Below are 24331 nucleotides of genomic sequence, written 5' to 3' on the forward strand. Positions count from 1 at the left end.
CAGCCGCCCGGTGGGGCGACCGGCGCCGTTTGTCGTCAGGCAGCCGGCACTGCGGTTGTCAGGCGACCGGCACCTTCTCGGCCGCCCTGCGGTCCCGGCTGGACTTGATCAGGCTGGCGACGGTCGCCACCGCCAGCGTGCCCAGGATGACGGTGAGGGAGAGCCAGATCGGGATGTGCGGCGCCCAGCCGATCGGCTCGCCGCCGTTGAGGAACGGCAGGTTGTTGCCGGCCAGCGCCTCCAGCACCAGCTTGACACCGATGAAGCCGAGCACCACGGCGAGCCCGATGTTGAGGTAGACCAGCCGGTCGAGCAGCCCGCCGAGCAGGAAGTAGAGCTGCCGCAGTCCCATCAGCGCGAAGACGTTGGCGGTGAAGACCAGGTACGGCTCCTGGGTGATCCCGAAGATCGCCGGGATGGAGTCGAGCGCGAAGACCAGGTCGGTGGTGCCGATCGCGATCAGCACGATCAGCATCGGGGTGAAGAGCCGCCGGCCGTTCTCGTGCACCGTGATCCGCGCGCCGGAGAAGTCCCGGGAGACCGGCAGGGCCCGCCGGGTCCAGCGGATCAAAATGTTCTCCTTGAAGTCGTCCTCGGTCGGCTCACCCTGGCGAAGGAAGTTGATCGCCGTGTAGATGAGGAAGGCGCCGAAGATGTAGAAGACCCAGGAGAACTGGTTGATCAGGGCGGCACCGGCGGCGATGAAGCCGCCGCGCATCACCAGCGCCAGCACGATGCCGATCAGCAGCACCTTCTGCTGGTACTGCCGGGGCACACCGAACCGGGACATGATGATCACGAAGACGAAGAGGTTGTCCACCGAGAGGCTGTACTCGGTGAGCCAACCGGTGTAGAACTCCCCGGCCACGGTGAAGTTGGTGGTCAGGGCCAGGCCGATCCCGAAGACGATGGCGAGACCGACGTAGAAGGTGACCCAGAGGCCGGACTCCTTCAGGCTCGGCTCGTGCGGTCGCCGACCGATGATCACAAGATCGAGCAGCAGGATCGCTGTCAGCGCGACCAGCGAGATGACCCACACCCAGGTGGACACGTTCAAGGCACTCCTCCGGCAGGCACGCGGCACCGCCGTCAGCACGCTGGGGGGCGCACCTCGGGCGGTGGGGACGGTGGTGACTGTCGGAGGTCTCTTCCGCCATCGCCGCGTCAGGACGCCACGGCGACAACCTACGGTGCCGGGTCCTCGCGCCGGTCTACCGGCGGACGACCGTGTTGACGACACCGTCGCGAAGGAATACTCCCCTCCTACAGCGCCATTGTTCACCATTCCCCGCCCGTTCCGCATCTCCCCCGGTCGGCGGTACCCGGATCACCTCCCGTAGACCATCCTAGGACCCTAGTTGCTCTGCCGGGGCAGTATCGGGTCGGCAAGGGACCAACCGGCCGCCAGCAAGTCGTCGCAGGCTCCGATCGCCGTCCGGAGCCGGTCCGGAAGTGGACCGGTGAGTTCGATCACGGGTACCCCGGATTCGGCCAACACCGTGCGAAACCGCTCGGTCATCCAGCCCCGCAGGTGCGCGCCGTCCCGCAGCCCGTCGTCGGCGAACGGCACGCCCCGGTGGTCGGTCAGCAGATACAGGTCGGGTCGGCGGGCGGCGGCCCGGACCCGGGGCGAGGTCGAACCGAGGTACCGCTCCTCCCAGACCGCCGTGGCCCGGGCATCGGTGTCGCAGAAGAGCAGCGGCCCGCCGCGCCGGGCGGCGGCATCCTCGGCGGCCTGCTGCTCCCGGACCACCGTGACGAAGTCGGCCCGGTCCCAGACCACGTCGAAGATCGTCGCATCGGGATCGGTCCGGCGCAGCCGGTCCAGCTTGGCGGCGGTCAACTCCCGGCCGTACTCCGGCACCCAGTCGGTCCGGTAGTGCCCGGCCAGCGCCCGCGCCACCGTGGTGGTACCGGTCGACTCGGCACCCACCACGACGACCCGGCGGACGAACCAGGCCCGCACCGGCGCGCTGAGCATCCCCCAGTGCGCCACCGGGTCGGCCCGGACCGCCGTGCCGGAGACCGGCACCGCACTGCGGGCCGGATCGACGGGTACGTCCACCGCGCCGAACCGGCGGGCCAGTTCCGCCCCGTACGCCTCCGAGGAGAAGACCGCGTCCACCAGGCTGCCGCCCAGCGCCGCCCGGAACACCGCACAGTGCGCGTCCCAGGCCGCCGGATCGGCGTAGTCGACCGGATGCTCGTCGTACCGGCCGACGAACCGGACGTGCCGGTCGGTGGCGTGCACCTCGCGCAGCCAGTCCAGCCGCAGCTCCAGCGGGATCGACTCCCGCCGGGACGGCGCCACCAGCACGGTGACCGCGGCGCACCGGCGGGCCGCCTCGGCGATCAGCGCGTGGTGCCCGGCGTGCGGCGGGTAGAACTTCCCCACCACCAGCCCGTGGCCGAACTCCGGCGCTCCGCTCGTCGCCCGCGACGGGCCCGGAACCTCCGCGCCCCGACGCGGCCGGGGCACGGCCGGGGTGCCGGAGAAGTTGCCGGTGTTCGGCGCGGTCGGCCGGACCGCCCGACCGGAGCGCGGTGCGGCCGGCGGGCTGCCGTCGTGCCCGGCGGTCATGCCGGGGCCGGGCCGGGCGCCATCGGCCGGGCGGCGGTTGCCGAGAGCCGGCGCAGGTCCGCCCGCCAGTTACGCAGCCCGAGCACGCAGAGCCCGAGGAAGACCAGGTAGAGCCCGGCGGTCAGATAGAGCCCCTTGTAGGCGTAGAGCGGGATGTAGACGAGGTCGGCGGTGATCCAGATCCACCAGCTCTCCACCCGCTTGCGGCACTGGCCGTACGTCGCCATCAGGGACAGCGCGGTGGTCACCGCGTCCGGAAACGGCACCGTCGAGTCGGTCGCCCGGTCCAGCAGCAGCCAGAGCAGCAGCGTCAGTACCGCACCGGCGGCGACCAGCACCGTCCACTCCCGACGGCCGGTCCGGCTCACCACCAGACGGCTCCGCTGCGCACCGCCGAACAGCCACGCCCACCAGCCGTAGAGGCCGAGCCCGACGTAGACGATCTGGAGGCCGGCGTCGGCGTACAGCCCGGCGGTCCAGAAGAGCACCATCAGCAGCAGCACGTTGGCGATGCCGACCGGCCAGTTCCACATCTTCTGCCGGGTCAGCAGCCAGACGTTGAGTACGCCGGTCGCGAAGCCGAGCAGTTCGGCCCGGCTGGTCGGGGCACCCGCCACGGTGAACGCCGTACCGGTCAGCCAGTCGAGCATGCCGCACCTCCCGCAAGATCCTCCGGAGTTCCTACCGTAGGTACCGGTGGACGGGACGGGTATACCCCGATCGACCAGCCCGGCCCGATCCGTGTCATCCTCTGGTCGTGGTGCTCGAGGTTGCGCTTATCGACGTGCTGGCCGGTCAGGAGGAGGCGTTCGCCGAGGCGTACGCCAAGGGTCGTGCGACGCTCGCCGGCACCCCCGGCTGCAGGTCGGTCCGGATGACCCGGGGGATCGAGTCGCCGTCCCGGTTCGTGCTGCTGGTGGAGTGGGACTCGGTCGAGGCACACCTGGAGAACTTCCGGGCGACCGACCGCTTCGACACCTGGCGCTCGCTGATCGGCCCGTACTTCGCGGCCCCGCCGGTCGTCGAGCACTTCACCGACGTACCGGCGACGGCCTGACGCCCGCACCGCCGACAATGCCGCGGTCGCCGGCGACCCGGCCCGCCTCGGTCCGGCCCGGTCCGCCTCGGTCCGGCCCGGCCCGGTCCGGTTCGGTTCGGTCAGGCGCGGCGGCCGGTACGCTCCGGCGGGCCGGTCATCCGGAGTGGTCCGACCCCGGCCAGTCGCCGGGCTTGCCCCAGTCACCCGGTTCGATGACGAACTGCCCGTACGGGACCGTCCACACCACCTCGTGACCGAGCCGGTGACCGCTCTGCCCCTCCTCGCCGTACGCGGTGCCGTGGTCGGCGCAGATCAACACCAGGCACGGCCGGTCCCGGGAGGTGGCCAGGGCGAAGAGCCGGCCGACGTGCCGGTCGACGTACTCCAGCGCGGCGGCGTGGCTCTCCCGGCTGTCCCGGTCGGCACCCGGCAGGTAGTGCCGGTTCGGCTGGTGGATCGCGGCGACGTTGACGAAGAGGAAGAGCGGCCGCTCCGCCGGCACCGTCGGCAACACGGTGCCGATCCGGTCGAGCTGCGCCTCGAAGCAGCGCGGCGCGGAGACGCCGAACTCGGGCTCCCAGTGCGCCTCGGCGAACAGTGCCGGCAGCACCCCGCCGAGCGGGGACCTGCCGCTGAAGAAGCCGACCCCGCCGACGCAGACGGTGTGGTAGCCGGCCGAGGCGAGCGCCCGGACCACGTCCGGGGCGTCGAAGATCCAGGTCTGCTCACCGGTGGTCCCGCTGCCCGGGGAGGCTGCCGCGAAGAGCCGGGGGTGCGGGCCGGGTGCGGTGGGGGTGGGCAGGAAGCCGGCGAAGAACGCCTGGTGCGCCGCGTACGTGAAGCTGGCCGGACTGTGCCGGCGCTCCCACACCCCGCCCGGCAACGCGCGCACCAGATTCGGGGTACGCCCGGCGGCGGCCAACTCCTCCGCGACGTCGTACCGGAGTGTGTCCAGGGTGACGAACAACAGGTCGTGGCTGCCGATCAGCTCCCTCATTGCCGCCCTCTCCACCTTTCGGTCACGTCGTGCGGTTCTCATGCTGCCCGGTGCCGCCGTCGCCCGCGCAACTGGCCCCCTGCCGGCCGGCCCACCCGGCGGGTCAGCCACGACGACCGGTCCGCTGTGGCGACCAGGTCGGGTACGAAACGCCTGGCCGGTGCGGTGGCCAGTCCCGGTGCGAACGCCTGGCCGGTGCGTACCGGACATAGTCCACAGTGGGCGGTCGCCCGGTCGGCTCGCCGACGGACCGTGCCGGAACTGGCCGTGACCCGGCGGATCGGGTTGACTCTGCGGCATGGAAGAACGGGTCGCCCTGATAACCGGGGTCAGCCGTCGGGCCGGGATCGCCGCGGCGGTCGCCCGCAGGTTCGCCGCGACTGGCTACCGGCTACAGCTCACCGGCCTGCCCGGCTACGACGAGGCACAGCCGTACGGCGGTGACCCCGAGGGCATCCCCGGACTGCTCGCCGAACTCGAACAGCTGACCGGCGATCCCGACGTGACCCGGTTCCGGGCCGCCGACCTGACCTCGCCGACCGCCCCCGCCGAACTGGTCGAGACGGCGGTACGCGCACACGGCCGGCTCGACGTCGTCGTCTCCGCGCACACGTACTCGACCGGGACCGCGCTTGGCACGCTCGACGCGGACGAGGTCGACCGGCACCTGGTGGTCAACGTCCGGGCCAACCTGCTGCTGGCCGAGGCGTTCGCGGCGGCGTTCCGGGCCGGCTCCGGCGGCCGGCTGGTCCTCTTCTCCAGTGGGCAACGACTCGGTCCGATGCCGACCGAACTGGCGTACGCGGCCAGCAAGGCCGGGGTGGAGAACCTGACCCGGCAGTTGGGTTGCCTGCTGATGCCGCAGGGAATCACGGTGAACTGCGTCAACCCCGGCCCCACCGACACCGGATGGGCCTCGGCGGAGGACCTGGCAGCGGGCGGTCACCTGTTCCCGGGCGGCAGGTGGGGCCAGCCGGACGACGCGGCCCGGCTCGTCGAGTGGCTCTGCTCGGCGGACGGCGGCTGGGTCACCGGCCAGGTGATCGACTCCGAGGGCGGCTTCAACCGCTACGGCTGACCACTCCACCCGCTCCGGCCGGCACACATCGGCCCGGCCGGAGCGGAGGGCGGCGGAGTCAGCTGACTCCGGCGGCGTCCATGCCGCGCAGCTCCTTCTTCAGCTCTGAGACCTCGTCGCGGATCCGGGCGGCAAGCTCGAACTGCAACTCGCGGGCCGCGGCCAGCATCTGGTCGTTGAGTTCCTGGATGAGCTGGGCCAGCTCGGCACGGGCCATCCCCTCCCGGGCCGGCGCCGCACCGACCCGGCCCCGGCTGCGGGTCTCCTTCACCGGCGCCTTGCCCCGGGACATCTGCCGGACCGCGCCGCCGACCCTGGTGGTGGCGCCCTCGGTGTCCTCGGCCTCCCGGTAGATGTCGTCCAGGATGTCGTGGATCTTCTTACGCAGCGGCTCCGGGCTGATCCCGTTCGCCTCGTTGTGCGCCACCTGCTTGGCCCGACGCCGGTTGGTCTCCTCGATCGCCTCGGCCATCGACGGGGTCATCTTGTCCGCGTACATGTGGACCTGGCCGGAGACGTTCCGGGCGGCCCGGCCGATGGTCTGGATCAGCGACCGGCCGCTGCGCAGGAAGCCCTCCTTGTCGGCGTCGAGAATCGCCACCAGCGACACCTCGGGCAGGTCCAGCCCCTCCCGCAGCAGGTTGATCCCGACGAGTACGTCGTAGTCGCCCTTGCGCAGCTCGCGCAGCAGCTCCACCCGGCGCAGCGTGTCGACCTCGGAGTGCAGGTAGCGGACCCGGATGCCGTGCTCCAGCAGATAGTCGGAGAGGTCCTCGGCCATCTTCTTGGTCAGCGTGGTGACCAGCACCCGCTCGTCCCGCTCGGTGCGCAGCTTGATCTCGTGCATCAGGTCGTCGATCTGCCCCCTGGTGGGCTTGACCACCACCTCGGGGTCGACCAGGCCGGTCGGCCGGATCACCTGCTCGACCACCTCGCCCTGGGCCTGCTCCAGCTCCCACGGGCCGGGGGTGGCGGAGAGGAAGACCATCTGGCCCACCCGGTCCAGGAACTCGTCGAAGCGCAGCGGTCGGTTGTCGGCGGCGCTGGGCAGCCGGAAGCCGTGGTCGATGAGCATCCGCTTGCGGGAGGCGTCGCCCTCGTACATGCCGCCGATCTGCGGGATGGTGACGTGCGACTCGTCGATCACGGTCAGGTAGTCGTCGGGGAAGTAGTCGAGCAGACAGTGCGGGGCGCTGCCCGGCGACCGGCCGTCGATGTGCATCGAGTAGTTCTCGATGCCGGAGCAGAAACCGACCTGGCGCATCATCTCCACGTCGTAGGTGGTGCGCATCCGCAGCCGCTGCGCCTCCAGCAGCTTGCCCTGCCGCTCCAGCTCCGCGAGCCGCTCGGCCAGCTCCACCTCGATGTCGGCGAGCGCCCGCTCCATCCGCTCCGGGCCGGCGGTGTAGTGGGTGGCCGGGAAGATCAGCAGGTTGTCGACCTCCCGGACCACCTCCCCGGTCAGCGGGTGCAGGTAGTAGAGCTTCTCCACCTCGTCGCCGAAGAACTCGATCCGGAGCGCCAGCTCCTCGTACGCCGGGATGATCTCCAGGGTGTCGCCCCGGACCCGGAAGGTGCCCCGGTTGAACGCCATGTCGTTGCGGGTGTACTGCACGTCGACCAGCCGGCGGAGCAGCTTGTCCCGCTCGACCTCCTGGCCGACCTGGATCCGCACCGACCGGTCCAGGTATTCCTGCGGGGTGCCCAGGCCGTAGATCGCCGAGACGGTGGCGACCACCACCACGTCCCGGCGGGTCAGCAGGGACATCGTGGTGGCGTGCCGCAGCCGCTCGACCTCCTCGTTGATCGAGGAGTCCTTCTCGATGTAGGTGTCGGTCTGTGGGATGTACGCCTCGGGCTGGTAGTAGTCGTAGTACGAGACGAAGTATTCGACGGCGTTGTTCGGCAGCAGCTCGCTGAACTCCTTGGCGAGCTGGGCGCAGAGCGTCTTGTTGGGTGCCAGCACCAGGGTGGGGCGCTGCAACCGCTCGATCAACCAGGCGGAGGTCGCGCTCTTGCCGGTGCCGGTGGCGCCGAGCAGCACGGTGTGCCGTTCGCCCCGCCGCACCCGGCGCTCCAGGTCGTCGATGGCGGCCGGCTGGTCGCCCGACGGCTGGAACTCGGAGACCACCTGGAAGCGGCCGTCGAGCCGCGGAATGTCGAGCGCCATGACCTCAACCGTACGCCGACGGTGTGACAAGCCGCCGGGCCACGGTGGGTACACGACCGGCTTCAATATGGTCATTGTGTGGCAAAGATCACCGCGCTACCGTTCTAGGGTAGGCCGCTCGCGGCGGCCGACCGGGTCTGCGACAACAGCCGCCACACCGGCTGTGTCGCATCCGGCGCAGGGGTTGCAGCCCCGGCTCAGGCCGGCGAGCGCACCGCTGTGGTCGCGCGAGAGCGCAGACCGGCCGCCGCGAGCGCCCTTTTTCGCGTGCCACCCCCACCAGCACCCCGCCCACACCGCACCGCACCGCCCAGGTGTAAGGAAGGGCCCCCGCTACAACAGAAAACGATAAGCGGGGGCCCTTCCTTACACCTGGGGCGGCTGCGCGCGCCCCGGTCAGCTCTCCTCGTCGGCCGGGCCCGGCTGCCAGCCGGCGGTCGCCGCCCACTCTTCGGCATACCGGTGTTCCAGGTCGAACCACGGCTCCTTCGCCTCGGCGTAGGCGTCCAGATCCGGGCCGGCCGCCGCCAGCCGCCGCTTGACGGCCAGGTACTCGGCCCGGCGCCCCGGGTCGGCCCGCAGGTGGTCGCGCATCAGCAGGGCGAACCGCCAGCCCGGCGAGTTGATCTCCCGGACGTGCAGGTTGACCGGTCGGCCAGGGTCCGCGCTGCCGTGCAGCCGCTTCTCCCACCGGGAGCTCCGCCCCGGCACCGCCGCCTCGGAGGCCCCGCCGGACGAGCGGGCGTTGTCCCACCAGTCGCCCGGACAACGCGGGAAGCCGGCGTCGGCGAGCCGGTCGGCCAACGCGTCGGCCTCGGCCAGCGTGGCGACGCCCAGCTGGAGGTCGAGGACGTCCTTGGCCGCCAGGCCGGGCACCGAGGTCGAGCCGACGTGGTCGACGCGTACCCCGGTGGAGGCCAGGACGTGCCGGATCCGGGCGGCCAGCCGCCGGTACTGGGCCGGCCAGCTCGGATCGGGCTCGACCAGTCGCACCCGGCTGACTCGTACCGGCCGGTGCTGCCGGACGTTCCGCTCGTACGGCGTCAACCGGTCCCGCCATAGCGCGTCCACCGCGGCGTGCAGTTCAGCCAGCTCGCCGTCGTTGTCCAGCAGTACGTCGGCAGCGGCTGCCCGCCACTCGTCCCCGACCTGCGCCCGGATCCGCTGGACCGCCTGCTCGACGGTCATGCCCCGGTCCCGGACCAGCCGCCCGATCCGGGTCGCCTCGGCGGCCCGTACCACAAGCACCAGGTGGTACGTCGGGGCGAGCCCGCCCTCCACCAGCAGCGGTACGTCGTTGACCACGATCGCGTCCGGGGCCGCCCCGGCGACCAGCTCGGCGCTGCGCCGGCGTACCCGGGGGTGGACGATCCCCTCCAGCCTGGCCCGCGCCGCCTGGTCGGCGAAGACGATCTCCCCGAGCGCCGCCCGGTCGAGGCTGCCGTCCTCCGCGCACACCCGGGCGCCGAACTCGGCCACCACCTCGCGCAGCCCGTCGGTGCCCGGCTCGACCACCTCCCGGGCGATCCGGTCCGAGTCGACCACCACCGCCCCGAGGTCGGCGAGCCGGGCTGCGACGACGCTCTTTCCCGATCCGATCCCACCGGTCAGTCCGACCTTCAGCACCGGTCCAGTCAACCGGATCGGCCGCCAGCCACCAAGCCCGGTCGGCCGGCCGGTCCGGAGAATGCGGGAAGGCCCGCCTCCCCCGGACCGGACGAGCCGGTCGGTGGAAGCGGGCCTTCGCCGCGTGCGTGTGCTGTGCCCGTCGGCTACTTGCCGCCGGCGAGCTTCTCCCGCAGGGCGGCGAGCGCCTCGTCGGTGGCCAGCGTGCCGGCCGGCTCCTCCGCCTGGCGGGCGGGAGCGGGGCTGCTGGACGAGGTGCCGCCACCGCCGCCGCCACCACTGCCGCCGCCGGTCGGAGCGGTCGGGTTGGCCGCCGCCTCGGCGTCGGCCGCCCGGGAGTTCTGCACCTGCTTGGTGTGCGCCTCCCAGCGGGTACGAGCCTCGGCGTACTGCGTCTCCCAGGTCTCGCGCTGCTTGTCGAAGCCTTCGAGCCACTCCCCGGTCTCCGGGTCGAAGCCCTCCGGGTAGATGTAGTTGCCCTCGTTGTCGTAGGTCGCGGTCATGCCGTAGAGGGTCGGGTCGAAGTGCTCCTCGCCCTCGACGAAGCCCTCGTTCGCCTGCTTGAGCGAGAGCGAGATCCGCCGACGCTCCAGGTCGATGTCGATGACCTTGACCATGACGTCGGAGCCGACCTGGACGACCTGCTCCGGGATCTCCACGTGGCGCTCGGCCAGCTCGGAGATGTGCACCAGACCCTCGATGCCGTCGTCGACCCGGACGAACGCACCGAACGGCACCAGCTTGGTGACCTTACCCGGCACGATCTGCTGGATCGCGTGGGTACGGGCGAACTGCCGCCACGGGTCCTCCTGGGTCGCCTTGAGCGAGAGCGAGACCCGCTCGCGGTCGAGGTCGACGTCCAGCACCTCGACCTCGACCTCCTGGCCCACCTCGACGACCTCGGAGGGGTGGTCGATGTGCTTCCAGGAGAGCTCGGAGACGTGCACCAGGCCGTCCACGCCGCCAAGGTCGACGAAGGCGCCGAAGTTGACGATCGAGGAGACGAGGCCCTTGCGGACCTGGCCCTTCTGGAGCTTGTTGAGGAACTCGGTGCGCACCTCGGACTGGGTCTGCTCCAGCCAGGCACGGCGGGACAGCACCACGTTGTTGCGGTTCTTGTCCAGCTCGATGATCTTGGCTTCGAGCTCCCGGCCGACGTACGGCTGGAGGTCCCGCACCCGACGCATCTCGACCAGGGAGGCGGGCAGGAAGCCACGCAGCCCGATGTCGAGGATGAGGCCGCCCTTGACCACCTCGATGACGGAGCCGCGGACGACACCGTCCTCGTCCTTGATCTTCTCGATCGTGCCCCAGGCGCGCTCGTACTGGGCACGCTTCTTCGAGAGGATCAGCCGCCCCTCCTTGTCCTCCTTCTGGAGGACGAGGGCCTCGATGTGGTCACCGACCGACACCACCTCGGCGGGGTCGACGTCGTGCTTGATCGACAACTCGCGCGAGGGGATGACACCCTCGGTCTTGTAGCCGATGTCGAGCAGGACCTCGTCCCGATCGACCTTGACGACGGTGCCTTCGACAATGTCGCCGTCGTTGAAGTACTTGATGGTCTCGTCGATGGCGGCGAGGAAAGCTTCCTCGGAACCGAGGTCGTCGACGGTGACCTTGGTGGCGCTCGAGGGGGCCTCGATGCTGCTCGTCATGTGGGCGGTTGCTCCGGTCGGATGGATGTCACAGCAGGTTTGTGTCGCGGTGACCCGTTTACGCCTGCGGACCCGTCGTCAGGTCTCCGGGCGGCCACTGCTCCGACCGCTGGGATGAATCCGACGACCGCGGACCTTCTCCCTGCCGAGGCACACGATCCGCGAGCGCATCGAACAGCTTACCGTGCGCATTACCACAGCATGCAAGCCCTCCCCGCAGGTGATGAGATCCGCTGTCCACTGCTCGGGAAGAGTTCGCCGGAGCACCACGCGACCGGTACCCGCCGACCAGCCGGCGAGCGCGGGACGGCGAGCACCGGGTGCGCGGCGTACCCGACGGGCGTCCACGCCCGCCCCGGGCACTACCGTGACGGGATGTCCGAGAACAGCCTGGCCGGCGTGGCCGAGGACGACCCGCCCGGAGTGCTCCGGCGCCCGGTCAGCGACCGGGAGAGTCGGTGGGCCAACCGCCGCTGGTGGGACGCGGACGCCGACGCCTACCAGGCCGAGCACGGCGCCTTCCTGGGCGACGCGGACTTCGTGTGGTGCCCGGAGGGGTTGCGCGAGGCCGACGCCCGGCTGCTCGGCGAGCTGCCCGGCCGGCGGGTGCTCGAACTCGGCTGCGGCGCCGCCTCGGCCGCCCGCTGGCTGGCCGCCGAGGGTGCCCGGCCGGTCGGGCTCGACCTCTCCGCCGGCATGCTGCGGCACGCCGCACTCGGCGCCACCACCTCCGGGGTACGCGTCCCGCTGGTCCAGGCCGACGCCCTCGCCCTGCCGTTCCGAGCGGCCAGCTTCGACATCGTCTGTACGGCGTTCGGCGCGATCCCGTTCGTCGCCGACTCGGCGGCGGCGCTGCGCGAGGTGCACCGGGTGCTCCGCCCCGGCGGCCGGTGGGTGTTCTCGGTCACCCACCCGATGCGGTGGATCTTCCTCGACGACCCGGGCGAGGGTGGGCTGGTCGCCACGCACTCGTACTTCGACCGCCGCCCCTACGTCGAGCAGGACGCCGACGGCACACCGAGCTACGTCGAGCAGCACCGCACCCTCGGCGACCGGGTACGCGAGATCGTCGGCGCCGGTTTCCTGCTCCGCGACGTACTGGAGCCGGAGTGGCCGGCGGGGCACGAGCAGGTCTGGGGGCAGTGGAGCCCGCTGCGCGGCCGGCTCTTCCCCGGTACCGCCATCTTCGTCTGCGACAAACCGGACAACGGGTCCGGCCGGCATCGGTCCGGCTCGGTAAGTTGACCGGATGAGCGCCGCGCGGGTGGCCGGGATGCCCGGGCCGTGGCAGCCGGACCCGGTCCGGCAGCGCCAGGCCGGCTACCGGCTGGAAGACCTGCTGCGCCTGCCGCCGGACGCCCCCCGGGTCGAACTCGTCGACGGAGTCATCCACGTGGTCCCCGCCCCCACGCTGGGCCATCAAGATGTCTCCAGCCTGCTGCGGGGTTGGCTGGGCGACCACGCACCGGCGCACCTGCGGGCGGCCCAGGCGGTCGGCGTCGCGTTGGATCGGGACTTCACCCGGGAACCGGACGTCCTGGTCTACCGGGCGGAGGTTCCGGATGACCGGCACTTCCTGCTGCCGCACGAGGTGGTGCTCGCGGTCGAGGTCGTCTCGCCGGGGACCCGGCGCACCGACCGGTTCAGCAAGCCGGCCGAATACGCCGGCGCCGGCATCGCCGGCTACTGGCGGGTCGAGCAGAACCCGGTCCGGGTCTACGCGTACCGGCTGGCGGACCGGCCGGGACGCAGCGGGAACCGGGAATACGAACTTCTCGCCGAGGCCGACGAGTTGCTGGAGCTGACCCAGCCGTTCCCGGTCGAACTGCCGATCACCGAGATCACCCCGTAGCTCCCCGTCCCGTCGCGCCGTCGCGGGTTACCGCCCGGGGCAGCCGGGTAGTCCGCCGTATGCCAGAGCGGAGGAAGCTGCGCAGGGGCGATCGGGTGAGCTGGCGGAGCCACGGCTCCAGGGCATACGGCACCGTGCAGGAGGAGATCACCGAACGGACGTACGCCGCGCAGCGGACGGTCGCCGCGTCGCAGGAGGATCCGCAGTACCGGGTCCGTACCGACGAGGGACGGGACGCGGTGCACAGATCGGAGGCGTTGTTCGATGAGTAGTCGCGCCGACGACGGCCGGGACACCGTCCGGGAGTTCCGGGACGCCGTCAACATGAACCCGGGCGAGCTGGGCAAGTGGCTGGACACCGACGACTCGAAGGCGGCGGGCTGGCGCAGGGGTGGCAAGGGCGGCGGCGAGTCCGTCGGGCACGAGTCCGGCCGCCGGATCATCGACCTGCTGCGCAAGCGGGCGAACCAGTTCACCGACCGCGACTTCGCGCACATGCGCAAGGTGGTCGGGTACGTCCGGCGGCACATGGCGCAACGACCGGCCGGCGACGTACGCAACACCAGGTGGCGGTACTCGCTGATGAACTGGGGACACGACCCGCTCAAGGCGCCGCTGCCGCAGGTCGGCGGACCGTCCCGGAAGGCACAGCAACGGCACCGGGAAGCCGAGCGCTCCTCCAGCCGGAACCGCCGCGGCTGACCTCGGCCCCGGCTCCCGGCCTTCGGCTCCGGCTCCGGCCTTCGGCGCTCCGGGCTCGGCCCCGGCTCGGCTCCGGGTGGTCGGCGTCAGTGGTCGGCGCTGTTCCAGTCCGACCCGACGCCGACGGAGACCTCGAGCGGTACGGCCAGCGGGTAGGCGCCGCCCATCTCCCGTCGGACCAGCGCCTCCAACTCGGTCCGCTCGCCGGGCGCCACCTCGAAGACGAGTTCGTCGTGCACCTGGAGCAGCATCCGGGAACGCAGGCCGGCGGTCCGCAGCGCGCTGTCGACGTGCAGCATCGCCACCTTGATGATGTCGGCCGCCGAGCCCTGGATCGGAGCGTTGAGTGCCATCCGCTCGGCCATCTCCCGGCGCTGCCGGTTGTCGCTGACCAGGTCGGGCAGGTAGCGCCGACGGCCGAGGATGGTCTCGGTGTAACCGTCCTTGACCGCCTTGCGCACCACCGACTGGAGGTAGTCCCGGACGCCGCCGAAGCGGCTGAAGTATTCCTCCATCAGGGCACGTGCCTCGTCGGCGGCGATCCCGAGCTGCTGGCCGAGGCCGAACGCGCTCAGTCCGTACGCCAGGCCGTAGTTCATCGCCTTGATCTTGCGCCGCTGGTCGGCGGTGACCTCGCCCACCGACACCCCGAAGACCGAGGACGCGGTCGCGGCGTGGAAGTCGGCACCGGAGTTGAACGCCTCGATCAGGGCGGTGTCGACCGACAGGTGCGCCATGATCCGCATCTCGATCTGGCTGTAGTCGGCGGTGAGCAGGCAGTCGTAGCCCGGCCCGACCACGAAGGCGCGGCGGATCCGCCGGCCCTCCTCGGTGCGGATCGGGATGTTCTGCAGGTTCGGGTCGGTGGAGGAGAGCCGTCCGGTGGCGGCCACCGTCTGGTGGAACGTGGTGTGGATCCGGCCGTCGTCGGAGACCGACTTGAGCAGGCCGTCGACAGTGGACTTGAGCCGGGCCACGTCGCGGTGCCGGAGCAGGTGCTCCAGCAGCGGGTGCGGCTGCTGCGCGTAGAGCCACTGCAGGGCGTCGGCGTCGGTGGTGTAGCCGGTCTTGATCTTCTTGGTCTTGGGCAGGCCCAGCTCGGTGAAGAGGATCTCCTGCAACTGTTTGGGCGAGCCGAGGTTGAACTCCCGCCCGACCACCCCGTACGCCGCCTGGGCGACCGCCTTCACCTCACCGGCGAAGTGCGCCTCCAGCTCGGAGAGGTAGTCGGTGTCGGCGGCGATGCCGGTCCGCTCCATCGCGGCGAGCACGTCGACCAGCGGCTGCTCCACCTCGGCCATGAGCCGGGTGGACTGCTCACCGTCCCGGGACAGCTCGGCGGCGAGGGCGTCGGCCAGATCCAGGGTGGCCCGGGCCCGGAGCATCAGGTTCTGCTCGACCTCGCCGTCGTCGCCGAGGCCGTCGAGGGTGAGCTGGCCGGTCTCCGGCGCGTCGACCTTCAGCTCCCGGTGCAGGTAGCGCAGGGCCAGGTCGGTCAGGTCGTAGGAGCGCTGGTCCGGGCGGGCCAGGTAGGCGGCGAGCGCGGTGTCCCGGTGCACCCCGTGCAGCGTCCAGCCGTGCGCGGCGAAGGCGAGCAGCGCCGGTTTGCTGTCGTGCAGCACCTTGGGCCGTTCCGGGTCGGCCAGCCAGTCCGCCACCGCCGTCTCGTCCTCCGAGGTCAGCCCGGCCGGGTCGAACCAGCCCGCCGTGCCGGTCGCGGTGGCCAGGGCGACCCCGGTCAGCGCGCCCGTCCCCCGGCCGAACGAGCCGGCGACCGCGATCCCGACCGGGATGCCGGGCCGGACGTGCTCGGCCAGCCAGCCGGCCACCTCGCCGGTGGGCAGCACCCGGCCGGCCAGGTCGAACCCGGCCTCGGCCTCCGGCTCCACCGCGTCGAGGTATTGGTAGAGACGGTCCCGCAGGATGCGGAACTCCAGGGTGTCGAAGACCTGGTGCACCGCCTCCCGGTCCCAGCCGGCCCAGCGGGCATCCTCGGCCCGCAGCGACAGCTCCAGGTCGGAGACCAGGCAGTTGATCTCGTAATTCCGGATCACGTCGGCGAGCCGCTCGCGCAGGTTGTCGCCGGCCTTGCCCTTGATCTCGTCGGCCCGGGCGATGACACCCTCGACGCCGCCGTACTGGACGATCCACTTCGCCGCCGTCTTCGGGCCCACCCCCGGCACGCCCGGAAGGTTGTCACTGGTCTCCCCGACCAGCGCGGCCAGGTCGCGGTATTGCTCCGGGCCGACGCCGTAGCGCTCGGTGACCGCCGCCCGGTCCATCCGGGCCAGGTCGGAGACGCCCTTGCGCGGGTAGAGCACGGTCACCCGGTCGTCGATGAGTTGGAACGCGTCCCGGTCACCGGTGCAGATCAGCACCTCCATGCCCGCCTCCCGGCCCTGGGCGGCGAGGGTGGCGAGCACGTCGTCGGCCTCGTAGCCCGGCATCTCCACCGTCGGCACCCGGAGCGCGGCCAGCACCTCCTTGACCAGGCTGACCTGCCCGGCGAACTCGCCCGGCGTCTCGGAGCGACCGGCCTTGTAGTCCGCGTAGCGCTCGGTGCGGAAGGAGCGACGGGAGACGTCGAAGGCCACCACGATGTGCGTGGGGCGCTCGTCGCGGAGCACGTTGATCAGCATTGAGGTGAAGCCGTAGACCGCGTTTGTCGGCTGCCCGGTGGTGGTGGAGAAGTTCTCCACCGGCAGGGCGAAGAACGCCCGGTATGCGAGCGAATGACCGTCGAGCAGCAGCAGGCGCGGCGTGGAGGCTGTCACGCTAAGGGACTCTAGTCCGCACCCCCGACAGGGCGGCCACCGCCGGGCCACCGCCCGGCCCCGCCCGGCCCGCGGGCGAAAGCGACGCTCGGGGCCGGAGCACGCGGAGAGCGCTGGGCCGGACGCGGAAGAGCGCCGGGCCAGGCGCGGAAGAGCCCCGGGCCGGGGTGACCGGGCCGGGGCTCTCGTCGCACGCGGGATCAGGCGACGCCGAGATAGGCCTCCTTGACCGCCGGGTCGTGCAGCAGCTCCTGGCCGGTGCCCTCCTTGACGATCCGGCCGGTCTCCAGCACGTACCCCCGGTGGGCCCGGGAGAGCGCCTGCTGGGCGTTCTGCTCGACCAGCAGGACCGTGGTGCCCTGCTGGTTGATCTCCGTGATGATGTCGAAGATCTGCTTGATCACCAGCGGGGCCAGCCCCATCGAGGGCTCGTCCAGCAGCAGCAGCTTCGGCCGGCTCATCAGGGCCCGGCCGACCGCCAGCATCTGCTGCTCGCCGCCGGAGAGCGTGCCACCGGCCTGCTTGCGCCGCTCGGCCAGCCGGGGGAACAACCCGAACACCCGTTCCAGGTCGGCGGCGATGCCGGCGCTGTCCCGCCGGGTGTACGCCCCCATGTCCAGGTTCTCCAGCACCGTCATGCCGGGGAAGATCTGCCGACCCTCCGGAGACTGGCAGAGGCCACGGCCGACCCGCAGGTCGGCCCGGAGCCGGCTGATGTCCTCACCGGCGAACCGGATCGCCCCACCGGACAGCCCCCGGATCCCGGAGATCGCCCGCATCGTGGTGGTCTTGCCGGCGCCGTTGGCGCCGATGAGGGCCACCACCTCGCCCTCGTCGACGTGCAGGCTGATCCCGTGCAGGGCCTCGATCCGGCCGTACGCCACCGTGACGTTGTCCAGTTCAAGCAGCATCGACGGGCTCCCCCAGGTAGGCGGCGATCACCCGCGGGTCTCGGCTGACCGCTTCCGGCGTACCCTCGGCGATCTTGGTGCCGAACTCCAGCACCACGACCCGGTCGGTGACGCCCATGACCAGGCGCATGTCGTGCTCGATCAGCAGCACGGTGTGTCCCCGGTCGCGGATCTGCCGGATGAGCGTGCGCAGCTGCTCCTTCTCCGCCGGGTTGAAGCCGGCGGCCGGCTCGTCCAGGCAGATCAGCTTCGGCTCGGTGGCCAGCGCCCGGGCGATCTCCAGTCGGCGCTGGTCGCCGTAGGAGAGGTTCCGGGCCACCTCGTTCGCCCGGCCCTCGATGCCGACGAAGCGGAGCAGTTCCAGCGACTTCTTCTCCGCCGCCCGCTCCTCCAGGGTGTGCCGGGAGATGCCGAAGATCTTGGCGCAGGTCAGCCGGATCTGCTGCCAGGTCCGCTGGAGCGGGATCTCCGAGTCCACCACCGGCAGTTCCTCCGGCTTGGGCTTGATCCGGTAGAGCCGGAAGAGCGCACCCGGCACGCTTGTCTTGTGCCGGGAGTCCGTCCCGACCAGGACGTTCTCCAGCGCGGTCATCTCCGGGAAGAGCCGGATGTTCTGGAAGGTACGCGAGATGCCCATCCGGCTGATCTCCGGCGGCTTCCGGCCACTGACCCGCTGTCCGTCGAAGCGCACCTGCCCGGAGGTCGGCTTGAACACCCCGGTCATCACGTTGAAGGAGGTGGTCTTGCCGGCGCCGTTCGGCCCGATCAGCCCGAGGATCTCGCCCTGGTGGATCTGGAAGCTGACCTGGTTGAGCGCGACCACGCCGCCGAAGCGGAGCACGACGTTGTCCATCTCGAGCAGCAACCGGCGCGGGCCGGGCTGGCTCGGGATCACCGGCTCCCGGGCCTCCGTAGAGGTCGTCTCAGACACTTGCCTTCGCCTCCTTCGCGCGGTCCTGGAGTTCGCGGGCACGCCGCCGGCTGGGGATCAGACCCTGCGGACGCAGCACCATCACCACCACCATCGCGAGGCCGAACGCCACCCACCGGTAGTCGCTGACGAACCGGAACCGCTCCGGCAGGTACGCCAGCAGCACCGCGCCGAACGCCACGCCCACCATGTTGCCCGAACCGCCGACCACCACCATCGCGACGAAGAGGATCGAGAGGGTGGCGTTGAACTGACTCGGGTCGATGAAGGCGTTCCGACTGGCGAAGAGGAACCCGGAGAGGCCACCCAGCGCCGCACCGATGGCGAACGCCCAGAGCTTGAACTTGAAGCCGTTCACGCCCATCACCGCCGCCGCGTCCTCGTCCTCCCGAATCGCCAGCCACGAGCGGCCGACCCGGCTGTTCTCCAGCATCCGGACGGCGAGGACCATCAGCAGGACGACCGTCAGCGCCAGCCAGTACCAGGGCTTGAGGTCCTGGAGACCGAAGATCGTGTTGTCCGCGGACGGCGCACCCTGCGGGCCGGGGATCGCGGAGATCCCGGCGGCACCGTTCGTCACCCCGGTGAGGTTCCGGGCGACGATCCGGATGATCTCGCCGAAGCCGAGCGTCACGATCGCCAGGTAGTCACCGCGCAGCCGCAGCGTCGGCCAGCCGAGGATCACCCCGGAGACCAGGCTGAGCGCGATGGCCAGCGGGATGCAGACCGCCCACGCCACGGCCCAGGTCGGTTCGAGGTCGAAGGTCCGCTGCAGGTACTTGACCACCGGCGAGTTCGTCGACCCGAACAGCGCCACGCTGTACGCGCCGATCGCGAAGAACCCGATGTAGCCCAGGTCGAGCAGGCCGGCGAGCCCGACCACCACGTTCAGGCCGATCGCGACCAGGACGTAGATGGCGCAGGTGAAGAGCACACCCGCCCAGCTGTTGCCACCGTCGATGGAGTCGGTGCGCAGCCAGGTCAGGCCGGGGATGCCCAGGTACGGCAGGTAGTAGAGGACGGCGATGAACGCGATCACTCCGAGGACCCGTTGCCAGGTCGGCAGCGCGGACCAGCGGTCGGCGACCCCGGAGAGGGTGGCACGGCGGCGGGCCTCGGCGGCCCGGAACTTGTCCATCATGCGCGGGCCCTCCCCAGCGACTCGCCGAGCAGACCGGTCGGCCGGAACATCAGCACCACGATGAGCACCACGAAGGCCACCACGTCCTCCCAGGCCGAGGTGTAGAGCGTGGCGGCGTAGACCTCGACCAGACCGAGGAAGAGGCCGCCGAGCAGGGCGCCCCGCAGGTTGCCGATGCCGCCGAGCACCGCCGCGGTGAATGCCTTGAGGCCCAGCACGAAGCCGAGACTGCTCTGGGTGAAGCCGAAACGGACGCTCCAGAGCAGTGCCGCGGCGCCGGCCATCACCCCGCCCAGCACGAAGATGAGCATGATGACCCGATCCTGGTTGACCCCCATCAGGGCGGCGGTCTCCGGGTTCTGGGCCACCGCCCGCACGCCTCGGCCGTACCGGGTCCGGTTGATGAACCAGTCCAGCAGGGCCATCATCACCAGCGCGGAGAAGAAGACAAGCGCCTGCACGTTGGTGATCGCCGTGTCGCCGATGGTGATCAGCGGCTTCTGGTCGATGATCGTCGGCATGCCGACGATCTGCCGCTCCCGGCCGAACAGCGTCGGGAAGACGCCGCCGACGATGCGCGGCAGCAGCAGGCCGAGGACCTCCACCAGCACCAGCGAGAGCCCGATCGCGGTGATCAGGAAGACAAGTGGCGGCGCGTTGCGTTTCCGAAGTGGTTTGTACGCGACGCGTTCCAGCACCAGCGCGGTGCCGCCGGAGGCGATCGCGGCGGCTATCAGGCCGATGATCAGGAAGAGGATGACCTGCCCGGCGGGCGGACGGTCCTGCATCCCGAAGGCCGTCCAGGCGCCGAGGACGGCGAAGGTGCCCACCACGAAGACCTCGGAGTGGGCGAAGTTGATCAGCCGGAGTACGCCGTAGACCAAGGTGTAACCGAGGGCGATCAACGCGTAGATCGCGCCCTTGGAGAGACCGTCGACGGTGTGCTGGCCGAAGTGGCCGAATAGTTCGTCGAAGTTCACAGATGCTCCTTGCATCGAGCGCGGCCGGGGGATCACCCCCGGCCGCCCTCAAAGAACCCGGTCAGCTGATCTTGAGCTCTTGCAGCGCGGTGATCTCCTTGCCCTTCACCTGGTACGCCCAGATCACGACCTTGCTCGGGTCGACGTCACCCTTGTCGTCGAACTTGATGTACTTCGACACACCCTGCTTGTCGTAGGTCTTGACGAACTCGAGGATGTCCTTCCGGGTCTGCTTGCCCGCCTCGAAGGCGTCCAGGAAGACCTTCGCCCCGTCGTAGCCCTCGGCACCGTACGAGCCCGGCGGGATGCTGTATTCCTTCTGGTAGTCAGCCGAGAAGGTGCCGCCGGCCTTGTCGGCGGGCAGGCACGGGCAGGTGATGACGGCGCCCTCGGCACCGCCGGCCGCACCCTCGGGGAAGGCCGTGTCGTAGAGACCGTCCGGCCCGATGAACTTCGCGGTCACACCGGCGGCGCGCATCTGCCGGACCAGCGGAGCGGCCTCACGGGTGTAGCCGCCGTAGAACAGGTAGTCCGCGCCACTGCTCTTGATCTTGGAGACGGTGACGTCGAACTGCGACTGCCGCTCCTGGATCTTGTCGGTGGCCACCACCGTCGGGCCGAGCACCTTGCCGAGTTCGGCGGTGATGCCCGCGCCGTACGCGCTGCCGTCGTCGACGACGAAGACCTTCTGCGCGTTCTGGCCCTTGAGGTAGGTCGCCACCGCGGCGGCCTGGGTGCCGTCGTGTCCGACCACCCGGAAGAACGAGGTGTTGCCCTTCTGGGTCAGGTCGATCCGGGTCGCCGACGGGCTCACCATGGCCAGGCCGGCAGCCTGGTAGACCGGCATCGTCGCGTCGCTCTCACCGGAGAAGTGCCCACCGATGACGCCGAGGAACGACGCGTCGCCCGCGATCTGGCTCGCGAACGGGGTGGCGACGGCGGGGTCGCCCTGGGTGTCGAACTCCTGCAGGGTGACCTGGCAGTCCGGCTTCGCGGCATTGTGCTGCTTGACGGCGAGCTTGGCGCCGTTCAGCGACGGGATCACCAGACCCGCGTTGTCACCGGTGAACGCACCGAAGATCGCGATCTTGCCGCCACAGGCCTCAGCCTCGGTGCTGCCGCCGCCGCCCGAGTCCTGGCAGCCGGCCGCGGCCACCATAACCGCCGCCAGGGCGGTGGTGCTCAGCGCCCGTACATACTTACGCCTCACGGCTCCTTGACCTCCTCAAGATGCAGGCGACGACTGCCTGGTCACGGGGGTCGCCGGTAGCCGGCACAGCCTCGTTACCGCACGGTTGTCGCCCACCTGCGTTACGGCTCGTGATGGCGGAGCGTACCGAGGCTCATTCGGTCAGGAAAGGTTTGGGGGGCGGGCTTGCCAAACCGTTACGAACACGTGCGCCCCGATGACCACAGCCGTAACAACCGAGCCCGGCATCACCCCTTATCCGACCTGCTGTCCGATCCTCGCCGCACGCCGTCCCGGGTCAGTTCGGTGAGGTCAGTCCGTGGAGGTCAGCCGGGTCGCCCAGGCCGCCGCCTCGCGGCCGTCGTCGGTGACCAGCAACACCCGACCGTCGAGGGCGAAGACGCTGACGTCCCGCTCCGCGCCGGCCGGCATCGGCACCGGACCGGTCACCGGCCGCCAGCTCCGCCCCCCGTCCGTGCCGGACCAGAGCGAGTACGCCGCCCCGTCCGAGACGGCGGCGAGCAGCCGGTCCCCGGCCACGGTCAGCGCGCCGACCGACGGGGCACCGGCCGAACCGCGCGCACCGAACCCGCCGACCGCCTCCCAACCCTGCGGACCGCGCCGCCACGCCCCGAACCGGTCACCCCGCAGACCCACCGCCACCGGAGCCCCGTCGAGCAGCACGACCCGCTGAAGCTCCTCGTACGCCTCGGTCGCCGGCACCGGGTCGCGCTGCCAGGTCCGGCCGTCCGGCGAGGTCCAGGCCAGCGGATCCCGGTCGATCCGGCCGCCGGCCGGCAGGATGCCGCCGACCATCAGCCAGCCCTGCGGAGTCGGCACGGCGTCGAAGCCCCAGGTCGTGCCCCGGGCGTCGGTGGCCAGTTCCGGCACGCCTTCCATGATCTCGAAGTCGGCGGCGTCCGGGGAGACCCAGGACGCCACCCCGCTGGACCGGTTGCCGATGATCAGGAAGCCCCGCGGGCCGGAGACCAACCGGGCCACGTTCACCGCCGTCGGCCCGCCGTACAGCTCGAACCTGGCCTCGACCTCGACCAGGGAACCGTCCGTGCGCTGCCGCCAGCTGCTGGCCCGGGGATTGCCGTGTGCGCCGCCCGGCTTGTCGCCGAGGAGCGCCACCCGGCCGTCCCGGCAGGCGGCCGAGTAGAGCACGCTGCGCCGCCCGTAGTAGCCCTTCGGCTCCAGGGTCTTCGCGGTCCAGGAAGCCCCGTCGGTGCTGGTCCAGGCGGCCGGCCTGGTCTCTCCCGGCGCCCCGCCGACTCCGCCGGCCAGAAACCACCGGCCGGCACAGCCGGTGACGTCGCGCAACATGGGTCGCCCGGGTGCGCCGGGCGGTGCCGGCAGGGACACCCGTTGCCACTGCGGCCGGACAGGCTCGGGCGGCGGTTCCGGCGCGGACTCCGAACATCCGGCGCCGAGCAGCACGGCCACGAGGAGTGTGGCACCGATGCCACGCCGACCGGGGAACATCGGCCGAGTGTATTCCCGGGCGACCAGCGCCGTGGGGCCTCGATCGACTCCGCTGGCTGGGTAGGTCGAGGTCGCGCCGCGCTCCGAAGTCAGCCCGCCTCGGCCGGCTCCGCGCCGGTCCCCTCGGCCAGGATCCGCTCGGCCACCTCGCGCATCGTCATCCGGTGGTCCATCGCGGTGCGCTGGATCCACTTGAACGCCTGCGGCTCGGTCATCCCGTACGTCGTCATCAGCGCGCCCTTGGCCCGCTCCACCGTCTTGCGGATTTCCAGGCGGTCGGTCAGGCCGGCCACCTCGGCCTCCAGGGCGGCGATCTCCGAGTAGCGCGACAGCGCGATCTCGATCGCCGGCACCAGGTCGCTCTTCTGGAACGGCTTCACCAGGTATGCCATGGCGCCGGCCGCGCGGGCCCGCTCCACCAGGTCCCGCTGGCTGAACGCGGTGAGGATGACCACCGGGGCGATCCGGCCACCGGCGATCCGCTCCGCCGCGGCCAGCCCGTCCATGATGGGCATCTTGATGTCGAGGATGACGAGGTCGGGCTTCAGCTCCTCGGCGAGCCGCACCGCAATCTCGCCGTCGCCCGCCTCCCCCACGACGTCGTAGCCCTCCTCGACCAGCATCTCGGCCAGGTCCAGCCGGATGAGCGCCTCGTCCTCGGCGATCAACACCCGCCTACGCTCGGTACCAGCCTGAATGTCGGCCACGAGCCCCTACCCCCAACTACGTTTCCGACACCTGCCCAGCCGGGTGTCGCCGCCCTCAGCGTAGTGGGTAGTCTTATCGACGCCAGGCCCCTGTAGCCCAACGGCAGAGGCGCGATTCTCAAAAGATCGACAGTGTGGGTTCGAATCCCACCGGGGGCACTGCACACATCCATGTCATGCCTGTTCAAAGGCATGATCACAATGACACTCGCCCGATCGCCCCGCTCGCCGCCGGCAGACCCGGACCGCCTCGGGCCGAGAAGTCGGTGCGGGAGCGGGCCGCCCGCGCAGCCGCCGGAGCGGCACCGCCGGACGAGGCAACGCCGATTCTCCGGTGTGATCCCGGCAAGGAAAGAGTTTTCCCGGCCGGCGTACGGCCAGGAAAGTGTTTTCCCCGGCCGTTCGTCCCGCCATCCGGGCAACCGGCACATCGGGATCCGTTGATGGTTCGCCCCATCCGCAAGAAGCGCCGGTCAAAAAAGTGTTACGGGCGGTTCGCCCGATTGT

At 70.9% G+C, this 24331-nt stretch carries 21 protein-coding genes and 1 tRNA gene; 7 read left to right on the forward strand and 15 right to left on the reverse strand.

The genetic code is table 11. The annotated features are described in order from the left end of the window. Positions 1-58 precede the first annotated feature (58 nt). The 3 genes from O7626_RS22175 to pnuC form a co-directional block, all read right to left on the reverse strand. Complete coding sequence (locus tag O7626_RS22175) at positions 59-1057, reverse strand: TerC family protein (RefSeq protein WP_278063033.1); 999 nt, start codon at positions 1055-1057, stop codon at positions 59-61. A 297-nt stretch (positions 1058-1354) separates the two neighbouring features. Further along, a complete protein-coding gene (locus O7626_RS22180) occupies positions 1355-2581 on the reverse strand; it encodes an AAA family ATPase (protein ID WP_278063034.1) in 1227 nt (408 codons plus the stop codon). After that, positions 2578-3231 carry a nicotinamide riboside transporter PnuC gene (pnuC, locus tag O7626_RS22185; RefSeq protein ID WP_278063035.1) on the reverse strand — a complete coding sequence of 218 codons (654 nt, stop codon included), beginning with the start codon at positions 3229-3231 and terminating at the stop codon, positions 2578-2580. Before pnuC ends, O7626_RS22180 begins: the two co-directional genes overlap by 4 nt. Before the next feature lie 107 nt (positions 3232-3338). Here pnuC and O7626_RS22190 point away from each other — a divergent pair, with 107 nt between their 5' ends. Further along, the gene (locus tag O7626_RS22190; protein ID WP_278063036.1) at positions 3339-3638 is read left to right on the forward strand and encodes an antibiotic biosynthesis monooxygenase family protein; all 300 of its coding nucleotides are present in this window, start codon (positions 3339-3341) and stop codon (positions 3636-3638) included. Between the two features lie 136 nt (positions 3639-3774). On the opposite strand, the gene O7626_RS22195 is transcribed toward O7626_RS22190, so the two are convergent. After that, on the reverse strand, positions 3775-4617 hold the full coding sequence (locus tag O7626_RS22195) for an STM4013/SEN3800 family hydrolase (protein ID WP_278063037.1): 843 nt from the start codon (positions 4615-4617) through the stop codon (positions 3775-3777). A gap of 298 nt (positions 4618-4915) precedes the next feature. Here O7626_RS22195 and O7626_RS22200 point away from each other — a divergent pair, with 298 nt between their 5' ends. Beyond that, on the forward strand, positions 4916-5695 hold the full coding sequence (locus tag O7626_RS22200; RefSeq protein WP_278063038.1) for an SDR family oxidoreductase: 780 nt from the start codon (positions 4916-4918) through the stop codon (positions 5693-5695). Between the two features lie 58 nt (positions 5696-5753). Here O7626_RS22200 and uvrB read toward each other — a convergent pair whose 3' ends face one another. The 3 genes from uvrB to rpsA all read right to left on the reverse strand — a co-directional run bounded on the left by uvrB (position 5754) and on the right by rpsA (position 11149). Continuing rightward, entirely contained in the window at positions 5754-7865 is a 2112-nt protein-coding gene (gene uvrB / locus O7626_RS22205; RefSeq protein WP_278063039.1) for an excinuclease ABC subunit UvrB, read from the reverse strand. Between the two features lie 396 nt (positions 7866-8261). Continuing rightward, on the reverse strand, positions 8262-9491 hold the full coding sequence (gene coaE / locus O7626_RS22210; protein ID WP_278063040.1) for a dephospho-CoA kinase: 1230 nt from the start codon (positions 9489-9491) through the stop codon (positions 8262-8264). A gap of 146 nt (positions 9492-9637) precedes the next feature. Continuing rightward, a complete protein-coding gene (gene rpsA, locus O7626_RS22215) occupies positions 9638-11149 on the reverse strand; it encodes a 30S ribosomal protein S1 (RefSeq protein WP_278063041.1) in 1512 nt (503 codons plus the stop codon). Positions 11150-11524: 375 nt separating this feature from the next. Between rpsA and O7626_RS22220 the strand changes: the two genes are divergently transcribed. The 4 genes from O7626_RS22220 (at position 11525) to O7626_RS22235 (ending at position 13703) form a co-directional block, all read left to right on the forward strand. Further along, on the forward strand, positions 11525-12394 hold the full coding sequence (locus O7626_RS22220; protein WP_278063042.1) for a class I SAM-dependent methyltransferase: 870 nt from the start codon (positions 11525-11527) through the stop codon (positions 12392-12394). A 4-nt stretch (positions 12395-12398) separates the two neighbouring features. Then, the gene (locus O7626_RS22225) at positions 12399-13001 is read left to right on the forward strand and encodes a Uma2 family endonuclease (protein WP_278063043.1); all 603 of its coding nucleotides are present in this window, start codon (positions 12399-12401) and stop codon (positions 12999-13001) included. 95 nt (positions 13002-13096) lie between these two features. Further along, positions 13097-13273: a DUF2945 domain-containing protein gene (locus O7626_RS22230; protein WP_347404805.1), complete on the forward strand. Its 177-nt coding sequence runs from the start codon at positions 13097-13099 to the stop codon at positions 13271-13273. After that, positions 13266-13703, forward strand: a complete 438-nt coding sequence (locus O7626_RS22235) for a DUF3140 domain-containing protein (RefSeq protein WP_278063045.1) — start codon at positions 13266-13268, stop codon at positions 13701-13703. The genes O7626_RS22230 and O7626_RS22235 overlap by 8 nt, the downstream gene beginning before the upstream one ends. 86 nt (positions 13704-13789) lie before the next feature. On the opposite strand, the gene polA is transcribed toward O7626_RS22235, so the two are convergent. From polA to O7626_RS22275, 8 genes are all read right to left on the reverse strand, one after another. Beyond that, positions 13790-16477, reverse strand: coding sequence for a DNA polymerase I (gene polA, locus O7626_RS22240; protein WP_278063046.1), 2688 nt, complete (start codon positions 16475-16477; stop codon positions 13790-13792). A gap of 200 nt (positions 16478-16677) precedes the next feature. After that, a complete protein-coding gene (locus tag O7626_RS22245) occupies positions 16678-17388 on the reverse strand; it encodes an ABC transporter ATP-binding protein (protein ID WP_278063047.1) in 711 nt (236 codons plus the stop codon). Further along, on the reverse strand, positions 17378-18241 hold the full coding sequence (locus O7626_RS22250) for an ABC transporter ATP-binding protein (RefSeq protein WP_278066260.1): 864 nt from the start codon (positions 18239-18241) through the stop codon (positions 17378-17380). The genes O7626_RS22245 and O7626_RS22250 overlap by 11 nt, the downstream gene beginning before the upstream one ends. 70 nt (positions 18242-18311) lie before the next feature. Next, positions 18312-19460, reverse strand: coding sequence for a branched-chain amino acid ABC transporter permease (locus O7626_RS22255; RefSeq protein ID WP_278063048.1), 1149 nt, complete (start codon positions 19458-19460; stop codon positions 18312-18314). Further along, a complete protein-coding gene (locus O7626_RS22260) occupies positions 19457-20440 on the reverse strand; it encodes a branched-chain amino acid ABC transporter permease (protein ID WP_278063049.1) in 984 nt (327 codons plus the stop codon). The genes O7626_RS22255 and O7626_RS22260 overlap by 4 nt, the downstream gene beginning before the upstream one ends. A gap of 61 nt (positions 20441-20501) precedes the next feature. Beyond that, positions 20502-21650 (reverse strand): branched-chain amino acid ABC transporter substrate-binding protein, encoded by a 1149-nt coding sequence (locus tag O7626_RS22265; RefSeq protein ID WP_278063050.1) that lies wholly within the window; start codon positions 21648-21650, stop codon positions 20502-20504. A gap of 291 nt (positions 21651-21941) precedes the next feature. Further along, positions 21942-23117: a hypothetical protein gene (locus O7626_RS22270; protein WP_278063051.1), complete on the reverse strand. Its 1176-nt coding sequence runs from the start codon at positions 23115-23117 to the stop codon at positions 21942-21944. A gap of 89 nt (positions 23118-23206) precedes the next feature. Next, positions 23207-23824, reverse strand: coding sequence for a response regulator (locus tag O7626_RS22275; protein ID WP_278063052.1), 618 nt, complete (start codon positions 23822-23824; stop codon positions 23207-23209). 86 nt (positions 23825-23910) lie between these two features. Here O7626_RS22275 and O7626_RS22280 point away from each other — a divergent pair. Next, positions 23911-23983, forward strand: a tRNA-Leu gene (locus O7626_RS22280). Positions 23984-24331: the final 348 nt, after the last annotated feature.

The sequence above is a fragment of the Micromonospora sp. WMMD1102 genome (assembly GCF_029626265.1).
Taxonomy (GTDB): Bacteria; Actinomycetota; Actinomycetes; order Mycobacteriales; family Micromonosporaceae; genus Plantactinospora.